General features: G+C 65.9%; 13 protein-coding genes. 3 read left to right on the top strand and 10 right to left on the bottom strand.

The features are described from left to right. The coding region (locus M8523_RS20965) for a hypothetical protein (protein WP_282586855.1) at positions 1-296 on the top strand (296 nt) is incomplete at its 5' end. Here M8523_RS20965 and M8523_RS20960 read toward each other — a convergent pair. The 5 genes from M8523_RS20960 to M8523_RS20940 all read right to left on the bottom strand — a co-directional run bounded on the left by M8523_RS20960 (position 284) and on the right by M8523_RS20940 (position 5,237). After that, complete coding sequence (locus M8523_RS20960) at positions 284-1,327, bottom strand: sulfate/molybdate ABC transporter ATP-binding protein (RefSeq protein ID WP_282586854.1); 1,044 nt, start codon at positions 1,325-1,327, stop codon at positions 284-286. The genes M8523_RS20965 and M8523_RS20960 overlap by 13 nt on opposite strands. Then, positions 1,324-2,364 (bottom strand): sulfate ABC transporter permease, encoded by a 1,041-nt coding sequence (locus M8523_RS20955; protein WP_282586853.1) that lies wholly within the window; start codon positions 2,362-2,364, stop codon positions 1,324-1,326. Before M8523_RS20955 ends, M8523_RS20960 begins: the two co-directional genes overlap by 4 nt. Before the next feature lie 12 nt (positions 2,365-2,376). Beyond that, complete coding sequence (locus M8523_RS20950; protein ID WP_282586852.1) at positions 2,377-3,282, bottom strand: ABC transporter permease; 906 nt, start codon at positions 3,280-3,282, stop codon at positions 2,377-2,379. 73 nt (positions 3,283-3,355) lie between these two features. Continuing rightward, positions 3,356-4,447 (bottom strand): sulfate ABC transporter substrate-binding protein, encoded by a 1,092-nt coding sequence (locus tag M8523_RS20945; RefSeq protein WP_282586862.1) that lies wholly within the window; start codon positions 4,445-4,447, stop codon positions 3,356-3,358. Between the two features lie 205 nt (positions 4,448-4,652). Continuing rightward, positions 4,653-5,237 (bottom strand): TetR/AcrR family transcriptional regulator, encoded by a 585-nt coding sequence (locus M8523_RS20940; protein WP_282586851.1) that lies wholly within the window; start codon positions 5,235-5,237, stop codon positions 4,653-4,655. A 145-nt stretch (positions 5,238-5,382) separates the two neighbouring features. On the opposite strand from M8523_RS20940, the gene M8523_RS20935 reads away from it, so the two are divergent. Further along, entirely contained in the window at positions 5,383-6,360 is a 978-nt protein-coding gene (locus M8523_RS20935; protein WP_282586850.1) for an SDR family NAD(P)-dependent oxidoreductase, read from the top strand. Between the two features lie 290 nt (positions 6,361-6,650). Next, positions 6,651-8,654, top strand: coding sequence for a CocE/NonD family hydrolase (locus M8523_RS20930; protein ID WP_282586849.1), 2,004 nt, complete (start codon positions 6,651-6,653; stop codon positions 8,652-8,654). A 138-nt stretch (positions 8,655-8,792) separates the two neighbouring features. Here the strand turns inward: M8523_RS20930 and tgt are convergent, their stop codons facing one another. From tgt to M8523_RS20905, 5 genes are all read right to left on the bottom strand, one after another. Further along, complete coding sequence (gene tgt / locus M8523_RS20925) at positions 8,793-9,911, bottom strand: tRNA guanosine(34) transglycosylase Tgt (RefSeq protein WP_282586848.1); 1,119 nt, start codon at positions 9,909-9,911, stop codon at positions 8,793-8,795. Beyond that, the gene (queA, locus tag M8523_RS20920) at positions 9,908-10,975 is read right to left on the bottom strand and encodes a tRNA preQ1(34) S-adenosylmethionine ribosyltransferase-isomerase QueA (RefSeq protein ID WP_282586847.1); all 1,068 of its coding nucleotides are present in this window, start codon (positions 10,973-10,975) and stop codon (positions 9,908-9,910) included. The genes tgt and queA overlap by 4 nt, the downstream gene beginning before the upstream one ends. Positions 10,976-11,127: 152 nt before the next feature. Continuing rightward, complete coding sequence (locus M8523_RS20915) at positions 11,128-11,583, bottom strand: peptidylprolyl isomerase (protein ID WP_282586846.1); 456 nt, start codon at positions 11,581-11,583, stop codon at positions 11,128-11,130. A gap of 2 nt (positions 11,584-11,585) precedes the next feature. Continuing rightward, entirely contained in the window at positions 11,586-12,248 is a 663-nt protein-coding gene (locus M8523_RS20910) for a UCP034077 family protein (RefSeq protein WP_282586845.1), read from the bottom strand. Then, complete coding sequence (locus M8523_RS20905) at positions 12,245-12,799, bottom strand: peptidylprolyl isomerase (protein WP_282586844.1); 555 nt, start codon at positions 12,797-12,799, stop codon at positions 12,245-12,247. Before M8523_RS20905 ends, M8523_RS20910 begins: the two co-directional genes overlap by 4 nt. Between the last annotated feature and the right edge of the window lie 105 nt (positions 12,800-12,904).

Raw genomic sequence — 12,904 nt, 5'->3', positions numbered from 1 at the left:
GCGCCCGCCGCCAACTCGTTGGCAGCGCCGCCGTCGATGAACGCCTTATAGGACCACACTCCCAAACTCGTCAACACACAAAATTCCAAAAACGTCGGAAAATCGTCACCGGATCCTCACATCACCCCTTCGCGACATGCCAACTGTTTGATTTCACTGGCCTGTTGGGCACACCGCAAGAGAGCCAAAAAGGACCGGCTCGGGATCAGGACATTGAAAAGGCTCCCGGAACGCGGGGCCTTGGCGCCAAACGCTCAAGCCAGCCGGAGGCTGGCGAGGCGCGTCAGATCGAATAATCCTCGAAGGAATGTTCGTGCCGGGACGTGACGAACACCGAGTCACCGGGCTTGAGGGCCAGTTCCTTGCTGGCTTCCGACGTGAGTTCGGCGTCGATCGACTCCTTGCGGTCGAGACGTTCGAGCTCGACCCGGACGAGCGGCCCGACCAGGCCGACATGGAGCACGCGCGCCGGGATAGCGTCCCGGTCATTCCCGTTGCGGCTCACCACCACATCATGTGGACGCACCAGCGTCAGGGCCCCCTCCCCTCCCCCGGCGGACAGGGGCGCGTCGGCCACCTGTCCACGGGCACTGAACACGTTGTAATGGCCCAGGAATTGGAACACGAACGGGCTCGCGGGGTTCTCGTAGACCTCCTGGGGCGAGCCGAATTGTTCGATCTGGCCCGCCCGCATGACGGCGACGCGGTCCGAGACTTCCAGGGCCTCTTCCTGGTCATGGGTGACGAAGATGGTCGTCACGTGAATGGTTTCGTGCAACCGCCGCAGCCAGCGCCGTAGCTCACGCCGCACGGTCGCATCGAGCGCGCCGAAAGGTTCATCAAGCAGGAGCACCCTGGGCTCAACCGCAAGGGCCCGGGCCAGCGCGACCCGCTGACGCTGCCCCCCGGACAATTGCGACGGATAGCGCTGTGCGAGCGACCCGAGTTGGATCAGATCCAGCAAGGCATCGACCTTGCTCTTGATCTGCGCGGCATCGGGCCGGCTGCGCCAGGGCTTCGAGCGCAGCCCGAAGGCGATGTTCTCGAACACGCTCATGTTCTTGAACAGGGCATAATGCTGGAACACGAAGCCGATGCGGCGGTCGCCGATGCCTTGCGCTGTGATGTCCTGACCGTCGAACAACACGGAGCCGCCGCCAGGATCGGCGTGCTCCATGCCGGCGATGATCCGCAGAAGGGTCGTCTTGCCCGAGCCACTCGGGCCGAGAAGGGCGACCAGCTCTCCGGTCTCGATCCGCAGGTCGATCTCCTTCAAGACACGGGTCGGCCCGAAGGATTTGCTGATGCCGCGAACCTCAATGCTCATGAGGGAGGACCTGCCTGAAGGGTTGCGCCCGTGTCGCGTCGCGCGGAACGCGCGGCACGCCAATCGATCAAGGTTTTCAACACCAGCGTCACCATGGCCAGCAAGGCGAGGAGCGACGCCACCGTGAAGGCGGCCTGGTTGTCATATTCATTCCAGAGCTTTTCGATGCGCAGCGGCATCGTATCGTTGGCATCCGTATTGCCGGAGACCACCGACACGGCGCCGAATTCGCCAAAGGCACGCGCCGTGCACAAAATAGTGCCGTAAAGGAGCGCCCAGCGGATGTTCGGCAGCGTGACGAACCGGAAGGTGCGCCAGCCGCTCGCGCCGAGCGACAGCGCCGCCACTTCCTCATCCGTGCCTTGCGCCTGCATGAGCGGGATCACGGAGCGCGCCACGAACGGGAAGGTGACGAAGACCGAGGCCAGAACGATGGCGAGCGGCGTGAAGATGATGCCGCTGTTGAAGCGGTCGAATCCGATCGGCCAGCCGCCGCCGAAGCCGCGCCAGGCGATCGAGGTCGGGTCGGGCCAGACGAAATTCGTGGCCCAGGCGCCAAACAGCCCCGTCCGGCCGAGAAGCAGGACGAAGATGAGGCCGGCCACCACCGGCGACACGGAAAACGGCAGGTCGATCAGCGCGATGAGCAGCAGGCGACCGCGGAAGCGAAACTTCGTGACCGCCCAGGCCGCCATGAGGCCGAACAGAATGTTGAGCGGCACGACGACGGCCGCGACGCCGACCGACATGGCGATGGCACTCGCGGTCTTCTCGCTCTGCGCCCGGCGGGTGGAAAGCTTGCGCTTCTCGGCGAGGTTGCGGGGCGGCTGATCGGCGGCGGGTCCGGTGAAGACCTCCGTGTAGGCGGCTACACCTTTCGAGAGGGCCTGCGTGAACACATTGACGACGGGCAAGACGATGAAAATCGTGAGAAACACCACCGTGCCGGCAATCAGCAACCGGCGCCAGACGGGATGACCGCGCGTCACGGGCGGCGCTGAGGCGCTGGCGGAGACAAGAAGGGGCGCACCTGCCATGGACGATCTCGCTCAGGCGGTCTGGCGGCGTCGGACCCAGGTCTCGATGCCGTTCATGACAAGCAGGATGGCGAGCGAGGCCAGAAGCAAGACCATGCCGATGGCGGTCGCCTGCGCGTATTGAAAGTCGTCGAGCTTCTGGACGATCAGAAGCGGCGCGATCTGCGACTTGCCCGGGATGTTGCCGGCGATGAAGATCACCGAACCATATTCGCCCACCGCCCGCGCGAAGGCCAGCGACGAGCCGCTCAGCCAGGCCGGAAAGATCTCCGGGAAGATCACACGCCGGAAGGTCGTGAAGGGCCCTGCCCCGAGACTTTCGGCGGCCAGTTCATATTCGGCATCCCATTCCTGGAGCACGGGCTGCACCGAGCGGACCACGAAAGGCAGGCCCACGAAGATCAACACCAGCACGATCCCGGTCGGCGTGTTGGTATAGGCGAAGTCGAGCCAGCCGAGGCTGTCGGAAGGGATCAAGGCGGGATAGCCCAAGGATGCGCCGGCACTGTTGACGAGACCGGCTAGCCGGTCGCCGAAGCCGCCGATCCAGCCGTCCTTCAGATATAGGTTGCTGAACGTCAGGCCCGCCACGGCTGTCGGCAGCGCGAAGGGGAAATCGATCAGCGCATCGAGCAGACGGCGGCCGGGAAAGCGATAGCGGACCAGAACCCAGGCCGTCATCAGCCCGAGCACGGCATTGCAGAGCGCCGCCACAGCCGAGGCCCCGAAGGTCAACCGGTAGGCGGCCACCACAACCGGGTCGGTGATCGTCGCCCAGAACTCGGGCCACGACAGTTGCGCGGTGCGCACCGCGAGCGCGCCGAGCGGCAACAGTACGAAGCAGGACAGGGTGACGAGCGTGTAGCCGAGGGTCAGGCCGAAGCCCGGTATGACACGCCGTTTCGCGGCGGCTACCAAGCCGCCGGTCTCTCTCGTCGCCCCTGATCCATGTCAGCCGCCTCGCGCCCGCAAACTCGACAGTCTTTGGGGGCTATTGCGCCGGTTTGTAAAGGGAGTCGAACACGCCGCCGTCGGCGAAAAACGTCGTATGTGCCTTGGTCCAGCCGCCAAAAGCCGCGTCGATGGTGAAGAGCGGGACATTGGGGAGATCGGCGCTGTATTTCTTCACCGCATCGAGATTGCGCGGCCGATAGTGGAGCTGCGCGATCACATCCTGGGCTTCCGGCGTGTAGAGATATTGCAGATAGGCTTCCGCGACGGCCCGCGTACCCTTCTGATCCACGACGGCATCGACCACCGCCACGGGAGGCTCTCCCAGGATGCTGGTGGCCGGATAGACGATCTCGAACTTGTCGGCACCGAACTCCTCCTTGGCGAGCCAGAGCTCGTTCTCCCAGTTGATCAGCACATCGCCGATCTGTTTCTGGGCGAAGCTGACCGTCGCGCCACGGGCGCCCGTGTCGAGCACCGGCACATGGCTGTTGTAGAGCGTCGTGATGAAGCTCTTGGCCTCGGCATTGTCGTAGATCGGGAAGGACGTCGCACCCTCCGCGGCGGATTTCGCCGCCGCGTTCCCATCCGGGGTCGTAAGGTCGAAGGTCTTGGCCTTGGCGATCCCGCCCCACACGGCCAGAAAGGCCCAGCGGCCGCCGCCGCTCGTCTTCGGGCTTGGCGTGATGACCTGGACGCCAGGTCGGGTCAGGTCGGCCCAGTCCTTGATGCCTTTGGGATTGCCCTTCCGGACCAGGAACGCGACGGTCGAGGTGTAGGGCGCGGCATTGTCGGGCAGGCGCGTCTGCCAGCCGGATTTGATCAAGCCGGCTTTCTCGATCGCGGTGATATCCCAGCCGAGCGCCAGCGTGACGACATCGGCCTTGAGCCCATCGATCACTGAGCGAGCCTGCTTGCCCGAACCGCCGTGCGACTGCTCGAACGTGACGGTCGCGCCGGTCTTGGCCTTCCAGACCGCTGCGAAACCGTCGTTGATCTCCGTATAGAGCTCACGCGTCGGATCGTAGGACACATTGAGCAGCTTGATGTCCGCGGCGGCCCGCGCGGGGCCGAAGGCAGCCCCCGCCGCCATGGCGCCGAAGGCTCCGACAAGGTTGCGCCGTGTGAGCATCATCGAAAACATCCCGCTGACCCTGGACCCAATGCGGCGTCATATGTCTACTATCTATATAGACTGTCAACTGCAGAGCCCGCCCTGTGGATGTTGGAACAGGGACGCCTTGGCCGGCTTCCGCAAAGGTTCCCGCCGTTTGTCTCGGCCCGGCCGGCGCTTTGCGGCGACATCCGGGCCAGATGGCCGCGTCGGCCCCGATGGGTCAGGTGACGGGGCGTGACCCCGCGATCAGGATATCGACAAGCCGCTTCGCACTCGCCTCCCAATCGGGCGTCGCCGCGACGTTGGCGACACCCACCAGGGCGCGAAGAAGATCAAATGGATCGAGATCGGGCCGGATATCCCCGGAGGCGACGGCCCGACTGACCAGACCATTGATCGCCTGCTTCAGCTGATCGCCCGTTGCGGCATAGAGGTGCGAGGGACCACCGACGATCGAGTTCAGCACGGGCGCGATCAGGTATTTGGTGGCAATATAGTCGACGAAGAGCCGCATCCAGCTGCGCAGTGCGTCGAGCGGCGGGTGCGTGTCGGCCAGGTTGGTGGCGGCCTCCGCGAGCCTCCGCACTTCATTCCGGTAGACCGCCTCGATCAGCGCGTCCCGCGTCGGAAAGTGCCGGTACAAGGTACCGACCCCGACCCCCGCCTCCTTGGCAAGGTCGTCGAGGTTGATATCCGCGCCTCCACGCGTGAACGCGGCCTTGGCCACGTCCAGCAAATGATCGCGGTTGCGTTGCGCGTCGGCGCGCAGCCTTCGGTTGCCCGCCTCCTTCGGTACGTCGATCACATCACAGCCCTTGCAAGCGGAGAAATCCTCCGTATATTTCCGGAATGATCCTCCGCTTATCGCGGAGACGCGTGCCTTCCGCAAGCCTGGCCCCCTTCAGGTGCACGGCGTCGCCGGATCTATGACAGCATGAGGAAGACGTCATATGAACCACGCATTCACCGCGTCTTGCACGACCGAAGCCGTGCTTGCCGGAGTCACTCTGCGCGGCAAGCGAGCCCTAGTGACCGGCGTGTCCGCAGGCCTCGGGGTCGAAACCGCGCGAGCCCTCGCGGCGTGCGGGGCGCATGTCATCGGCGCCGCACGCGATCTCGGAAAGGCTGAAGGCGCCACAGCGCCGGTGCGCGACGCGGCTTGGACGGGGGGCGGCGGCTTCGAGTTGATCGAACTCGACCTCGCCTCCCTGGCAAGCGTCCGCCGTTGCGCGGATGCGCTCACCGCGAAAGCCGAGCCGTTCGACCTCGTCATCGCCAATGCGGGCGTGATGGCGACGCCCTTCGGCCGAACCGCCGACGGCTTCGAGACGCAGTTCGGCACCAACCACCTTGGCCATTTCCTGCTGGTCAACCGCATCGCACCTCTGATGCGCGAGGGCGCGCGACTGGTGAACCTTGCCTCGTCGGGACACCGGTTTGCCGACGTGGATCTCGACGATCCCAACTTCGAGCGCACGCCGTACAGCCCCTTCGTGGCTTACGGGCGATCGAAAACCGCCAATATCCTGTTCGCGGTCGCGTTCGACCGGCGTCATCGAAGCCGGGGCATCCGGGCGGCCGCCGTACATCCCGGCGGCATCCGAACCGAACTCGGCCGCCACATGGATGGTGCCCAGATGCAGGACATGATCGATCACATGAACCGCGACCTCGCCGCCGAAGGTAAGCCGCCGTTCGAGTTCAAGACCATCCCCCAAGGGGCAGCAACGTCGGTCTGGGCGGGTGTCGTGGCTCCAGCCGATGCCGTCGGCGGACGCTATTGCGAAAATTGCCACGTCGGAGAGATCGTGCCCGACGACCAGAAAATCAGTGCGATCAGCGAGGGCGTCCGCGCCTATGCGCTCGATCCCGAGCATGCCGAGGCGCTCTGGTCGAAAAGCGAGGAAATGGTCGGCGAACGCTTCTAAAACAGCGGCTCAAGCCCGGCTTTCTGCCGCGCATCGGAGACGTTCAGCCCAGCGCGGGCTTCTCACCCTGGCATGGCCTTGAGCCGGTCATCCACGATTGCGGCCCTCGAAATGTGTCCCCGACTGGACCAATGCCGTGGATGGCTGTGGCACGCTCGGCCGTGACGGATCCCGCCTCGACCTTGATCGCAGCGCTTGGCGGCGCAGGCGCCTTGAGGGCATAAGACATAGAACCGATGTCGATCGCTCATTCGAGAGCGGTCGGCGACATGCAGTGAAGCGAGCGGCTCGTGACGGTTCAGGTCATCGAAAATCTATGGATTCCGCTTGCCGACGGCGTGCGGCTGGCGGCGCGACTGTGGTTACCCGAAACCGCCGAGGCGACACCGGTGCCGGCCGTCCTGGAATACATCCCCTATCGCAAGCGCGATGGAACCCGCGGGCGTGACGAGCCCATGCACGGCTTCTTCGCAGCTCAGAACTACGCCGCCATCCGGGTCGACATGCGCGGCTCGGGCGAATCGGATGGGCTGCTCGACGACGAATATCTCTTGCAGGAGCAGGACGACGCGCTGGAGGTGATCGCTTGGCTCGCGGCGCAACCCTGGTGCAATGGCGCGGTCGGCATGATGGGCAAGAGCTGGGGCGGCTTCAACGCCCTGCAGGTGGCGGCGCGGCGCCCGCCAGCCCTCAAGGCCATCATCACGGTCTGTTCGACCGACGATCGCTTCGCCGACGACATCCACTACATGGGCGGGTGCCTGCTCAACGACAATCTGTGGTGGGGCGCCATCATGCTGGCCTATCAGGCGCGGCCGGCGGACCCGGCGATCGTTGGCGACGACTGGCGCGCGCAATGGTTGGCGCGGCTCGACCATCTGCCCTTCTGGCCAGCCCTCTGGATGCGGCACCAGAGCCGCGACGCCTATTGGCGGCACGGGTCCGTCAACGAGGATTTCGCAGCCATCGAATGCCCGGTCCTGGCCATCGGCGGCTGGGCCGATGCCTATACGAATGCGGTGCCGCGCTTGCTCGAAGGCCTGCGCTGCCCCCGGCAGGGGATCATCGGCCCCTGGGCCCACATCTACCCGCAGGACGGCGTGCCCGGACCCTCGATCGATTTCCTCGGTGAAGCGACCCGCTGGTGGGACACATGGCTCAAGGGTCAGGACACGGGCGTGATGCGGGAGCCGATGCTGCGGGCCTTCGTCGAAGACCACCGGGCGCCACAGACCACGCTGCCGTTCTCGGCCGGCCGCTTCGTGGCCGAACGCGTCTGGCCAAGCGAAGGGATCGCGGAGCAGGTCTGGCACCTCGCCCCGGGCCGTCTCGCATCGGCCCCCCAGAGCGCCGGGACGCTTTCGGTGCGCTCGCCGCTCTCCACCGGCACGGCAGGTGGCGAATGGATGGGCACGGGCGTCCCGGGCGAAATGCCGGCGGACCAGCGTTACGACGACGGGCTGTCGCTCTGCTTCGATACCCCGCCCCTCGACACGGCGCTGGACATCCTGGGCTTCCCGGTCGTCGAATTGGCGCTCTCGGCCGACCGGCCGCGGGCCCAGATCGCCGTCCGGCTCTGCGACGTCAGCCCGGACGGCGCTTCGCTGCGGGTCAGCTACGCGGTTCTCAACCTGTCGCACCGTGACGGCTCCACCGATCCGGCCCCGCTCGTGCCGGGCGAGACCGTGCGGATTCGCGTGCCGCTCAAGGTCTGCGGGCACCGGTTCCCGGCCGGGCACAAGATCCGGCTGGCGATCTCGACCGCCTATTGGCCACTCGTCTGGCCGGCGCCGGACGCGGCCACGCTGATGTTCAGTCTGGCCGGAAGCCGATTCAGCCTGCCGGTACGCCCGATCGACGCGGCCGAGACGCCGGTCGCCTTCGCGCCGGGACGCTCAGGCCCCGCGACACCGGGCACGCGGCTCCGCGACGGCCGCATGGCCCGTGGCGTCAGCTTCGACCACATCGCCGGCAAAACGACCTTCACGACAATCGGCGAAGGCGGCCTCTTCGGCGAAGGCGTGGTGTGTTGGGATGACATCGGCACCGCCCTGTCGCACGACCTGACCCGGCGCCTGACGATCGTCGACGGCGACCCATTTTCCGCCGAAGCCACGATCGAGCAAAGCTACACGATGCTGCGCGACGATTGGGCGATCCGCATCGACACCAGCCTGGTGATGACCGGGGACGCGGAGAATTTCCGGCTGACCGGCACCCTGAAAGCCTATGAGGGCGACACGCTCGCGGCGACGCGGTCATGGTCGGAGACGATTCCGAGAGTGCATGTGTAGCGTGGCATCGTCCCTTCTCCCGTGCGAACGGGAGAAGGTGGCCCGGCGAAGCCGGGTCGGATGAGGGTCACCTCAGCGCCGAGCCACCCCTCATCCGCCTGCCGGCACCTTCTCCCGCTCACGCGGGAGAAGGGTCGCTCACTCCGGCTTCACCCAGCCGGCCTTGGTCTCTCCGACGAAATCATCGAACCGACCCTCGGCGATCGCCGCCCGGATACCCGCCATGAGATCCTGATAATAGGCGAGGTTCACCCAGGTCAGCAGCATCATGCCCAAGATCTCGCCCGACTTCACGAGGTGGTGCAGATAGGCCCGCGAATAATCCCGCGCAGCCGGGCAGGACGACGCCTCATCGATCGGTCGCGTGTCGTCCGCATGCCTGGCATTGCGCAGGTTGAGCTTGCCGAAGCGCGTGAACGCCTGTCCGTGGCGCCCGGCCCGGGTCGGCATCACGCAATCGAACATGTCGACGCCGCGCCGCACGCTCTCGAGAATGTCGTCCGGCGTACCGACGCCCATCAGGTAGCGGGGTTTCATGGTCGGCAGATGCGGTTCGACCGTCTCGATCATCCGCAGCATGACGTCCTGCGGCTCGCCCACCGCGAGGCCGCCGATCGCCAGACCGTGGAAATCCATCTCGGCCAGAGCCCTGGCGCTCTCGATCCGTTGGGCCTCGACCTCGCCGCCCTGCACGATGCCGAAGACCGCCCGGCCCGGCTTGTTGCCGAAGGCCTGGCGCGAGCGCTCGGCCCAGCGTAGCGAGAGCCGCATCGCGCGTTCGCTCTCGGCCTCCGTGCATGGCAGCCGCACGCATTCGTCAAGCTGCATCTGGATGTCGGAGCCGAGCAGATCCTGGATTTCCAGCGAGCGCTCGGGCGTGAGCGAGTAGCGGCGCCCGTCGATGTGGGATTGGAACGTGACTCCGTTCTCATCGAGTTTGCGGAGCTTCGACAGGGACATCACCTGAAAGCCGCCGGAATCTGTGAGGATCGGATGAGGCCAGTTCATCATGCGATGCAGCCCGCCGAGTTCCGCCACGCGCTCGGCGCCGGGCCGCAGCATCAGGTGATAGGTGTTGCCGAGCACGATATCGGCCCCGAGCGAGCGCACCTGCTCAGGATACATGGCTTTGACGGTGCCGGCCGTGCCGACAGGCATGAAGGCCGGCGTGCGGATCGTGCCGCGCGGGTTGGTGATGGCGCCGGTACGGGCGGTCCCGTCGGTCGCCGCGACCGTGAAAGTGAAATCGTCCATCATGTCCCCCCGGCCCGCGCGATGAGGCACGCATCCCCATAGGAATAGAAGCGATAGCCGGTCGCGACCGCATGCGCATAGGCGGCCCGCATTGTGTCGAGTCCCGCGAAGGCCGAGACCAGCATGAAGAGGGTCGAGCGCGGCAGGTGGAAATTGGTCATCAGCACGCCTACGGCTTTGAAGCGGTAGCCTGGTGTGATGAAGATCGAGGTCTGGCCTTCGAAGGGCTGCACGAGGTCGTCATCGCCGGCAGCGCTTTCGAGGATGCGCAACGCCGTGGTCCCGACCGCCACGATGCGCCCGCCAGACGCTCGCGCGGCATTGAGGGCCGTGGCCACATCGGGTGTCACGCGCCCCCATTCGGCGTGCATGCGGTGATCGGCCGTATCGTCGACCTTCACGGGCAGGAAGGTGCCGGCGCCCACATGGAGCGTCACGCGGTGCATGGTGATACCTTGCGTCGCGAGTGCGGCGGCAAGCGCGGGCGTGAAATGCAGCCCGGCGGTCGGCGCAGCGACGGCGCCACGTTCGGTCGCGAACATGGTCTGATAGTCGCTTTCGTCCGCCTTCTCCTCGGCCCGACGACGCGCGATGTAGGGCGGCAGGGGCATCAGACCGACACGGTCGAGCGCCGCATCGAGCTCGGCCCCGGTGCGATCGAAACGCAACACCGCCTCGCCCCCCTCCCCGCTTCCGATACGCTCCGCCGCGAGGTCGTCGGCCTCGCCGAACAGCAGGCGTTCGCCGATGGCAAGCTTCTTGGCCGGACGCAGGAACGCGCGCCACGTGTCGGCGCTTTCGCGCAGATGAAGTGTGACCTCGATGCGGGCCGTCGTCTCGCCCCGATGCCGGCGGCCGATCAACCGGGCTGGGATGACGCGCGTGTCGTTGACCACCAGAACGTCGCCCGGCCGGAGCAGCGACGGCAGGTCACGAACAACATGGTCGGAGAAGGGCGCGGCGCGGCGCGGCTCGATGGCGAGCAGGCGCGCGGAATCACGCGGTTGCGCCGGGTGCAGCGCAATCGCGGTTTCGGGAAGGTCGAAGTCGAAGTCGTCGACGCGCATAGGTCGAACTCCCTTCTCCCGCATGAGCGGGAGAAGGTGGCGCGGCGAAGCCGTGACGGATGAGGGTATCCCGCGCTTGAGTTTCCCCTCATCCGACCTTCGCTGACGCGAAGGCCACCTTCTCGCTCACGCGGGAGCAGGATTGAGCCTTATCACTCGGCCCGCGCCGTGATGATCCGGTCGGGATCGCGGACGGGTTCGCCGCGCTTGATCTTGTCGACATTCTCCATGCCGGAAGTCACTTCGCCCCACACGGTATATTGCTTGTTCAGGAAGCCGGCATCGTCGAAGCAGATGAAGAACTGGGAATTGGCCGAGTCGGGGCTCTGGGCGCGAGCCATCGAGCAGGTGCCGCGCACGTGGGGCTCCGCGTTGAACTCCGCCTTCAGGTTCGGGTAGCTCGATCCGCCCGTGCCGGTGCCATGCGGACAACCGGTCTGCGCCATGAAGCCTTCGAGCACGCGGTGGAACGGCACGTTATCGTAGAATTTCTCGTTGGCGAGCTGCGCGATGCGCTCGACATGCTTGGGGGCGAGATCGGGCCGGAGGCGGATCGTCACCGTTCCCTTGGTGGTTTCGAGCGTGAGGGTTTTGGGGCTGTCCGTCATTTCTACGGGTCCTGTTCGAGGAAGCGGAGGGCGAAGATCTGCCCCGCAATAGCCGAGCCGAGGCCCGGTGTGAGATCGAGCGGCGTGCAGCGATGCAGGGCCGCGGTGAGCGACTGGTTCAGACTGGATCGCGCGTCCGGCGTCAAGCCCGGATCGGCGTAGGGAATGCGCGGCAGGCCGTTGATCGAGCCGTCCCGCTTGAAGCTCACGCGCAGCGTCACGGTGTTCCACCGGATCCCGGCGATCGTCGCGGGTGGCCGCCAGCAGCGCGCGAGCGCATCGGCCACGTCGCGATAGCGATTGAGGGGACCGGCCTGTTTCGCCCGCGGCGATCCGCCATCGTCCGTCGGGGTCGGCACATCAAGCGAGAAGCCTTGCGGATAGGGGTAGGGTGTCGCGTCCGGGCGCGGCGTGGGTTCGACGACCAGAGGCCCTTCATCCTCCGGGAAGTTGAAAATGGGCGGATAACCCGAAGGCGGGGGCTCTTCGAAGATATAAGGCGGCGGAGCGAGGCCGTAGTCGTCGAACGGGTTGAACGGCAAGCGCCGGACATGCCCATGATGAAAGGGCCGCCCGCGTTGCTCGGCCCCGGCGGTCGCGGCCAGAAGGACGAGAGCGGCCGAAGCCGCCCCGCCCAGCCAACCCGCGCGCCGGGCGAAGATCATTTGGCTCCCTGAGCCATCCTCATGGTGACGATCTTGTCGGGGCTGTCGACCTTGCCGTTGTCGGACTCCGAGCCCTTCTTGATCTTGTCGACCACATCCATGCCGCCCGTGACCTCGCCGAACACCGTGTATTTGCCGTTCAGGAACGACGAATCGGCCAGGCAGATGAAGAATTGCGAATTGGCCGAATCCGGGCTGGAGGATCGCGCCATGCCGAGCGTGCCGCGCTTGAACGGGGTCTCGGTGAACTCCGCCTTGAGGTCGGGGAGCTTGGAACCGCCCATGCCGGTGCCGGTCGGGTCGCCGGTCTGGGCCATGAAGCCGCTGATCACCCGGTGGAACACGATGCCGTCGTAAAAATGCTGACCGATCAGCTTCTTGATCTGCGCGACATGTTTGGGGGCGAGATCGGGCCGGAGTTCGATCGTGATGCGCCCGTCCTTGGTATCGAGGTAGACCGTATTGGCATCGACGGCCGCAAGGGCGGGCAGCGACGTCAGCGTCAAAGCAGCTGGCAACGCGAGCATGAGGTCGCGGCGACGGAAGTCCATAAGTGTCTCCAAATCGAGGTCCAATCGCCGCCTCTCTAGCAGAGGGGCATCGGGCGGCAAACCAAGGGGCGGCAAAGCGGCTCTTTTTGAGGCTTCGGGAGGCGA

The organism is Lichenifustis flavocetrariae (genome assembly GCF_026130545.1).
Lineage (GTDB): Bacteria > Pseudomonadota > Alphaproteobacteria > Rhizobiales > Beijerinckiaceae > Lichenihabitans > Lichenihabitans flavocetrariae.
The sequence above is the reverse complement of the archived record's forward strand: the minus strand, read 5'-3'. Positions and strand labels throughout refer to the sequence as shown.

Bases quoted from the DNA above. Each gene is read 5' to 3' on its own strand.
- M8523_RS20905 (WP_282586844.1), bottom strand. From the start codon at position 12,799: ATGGACTTCCGTCGCCGCGACCTCATGCTCGCGTTGCCAGCTGCTTTG.
- M8523_RS20910 (WP_282586845.1), bottom strand. From the start codon at position 12,248: ATGATCTTCGCCCGGCGCGCGGGTTGGCTGGGCGGGGCGGCTTCGGCC.
- tgt (WP_282586848.1), bottom strand. From the start codon at position 9,911: ATGATGGACGATTTCACTTTCACGGTCGCGGCGACCGACGGGACCGCC.
- queA (WP_282586847.1), bottom strand. From the start codon at position 10,975: ATGCGCGTCGACGACTTCGACTTCGACCTTCCCGAAACCGCGATTGCG.
- M8523_RS20945 (WP_282586862.1), bottom strand. From the start codon at position 4,447: ATGCTCACACGGCGCAACCTTGTCGGAGCCTTCGGCGCCATGGCGGCG.
- M8523_RS20960 (WP_282586854.1), bottom strand. From the start codon at position 1,327: ATGAGCATTGAGGTTCGCGGCATCAGCAAATCCTTCGGGCCGACCCGT.
- M8523_RS20915 (WP_282586846.1), bottom strand. From the start codon at position 11,583: ATGACGGACAGCCCCAAAACCCTCACGCTCGAAACCACCAAGGGAACG.
- M8523_RS20935 (WP_282586850.1), top strand. From the start codon at position 5,383: ATGAACCACGCATTCACCGCGTCTTGCACGACCGAAGCCGTGCTTGCC.
- M8523_RS20955 (WP_282586853.1), bottom strand. From the start codon at position 2,364: ATGGCAGGTGCGCCCCTTCTTGTCTCCGCCAGCGCCTCAGCGCCGCCC.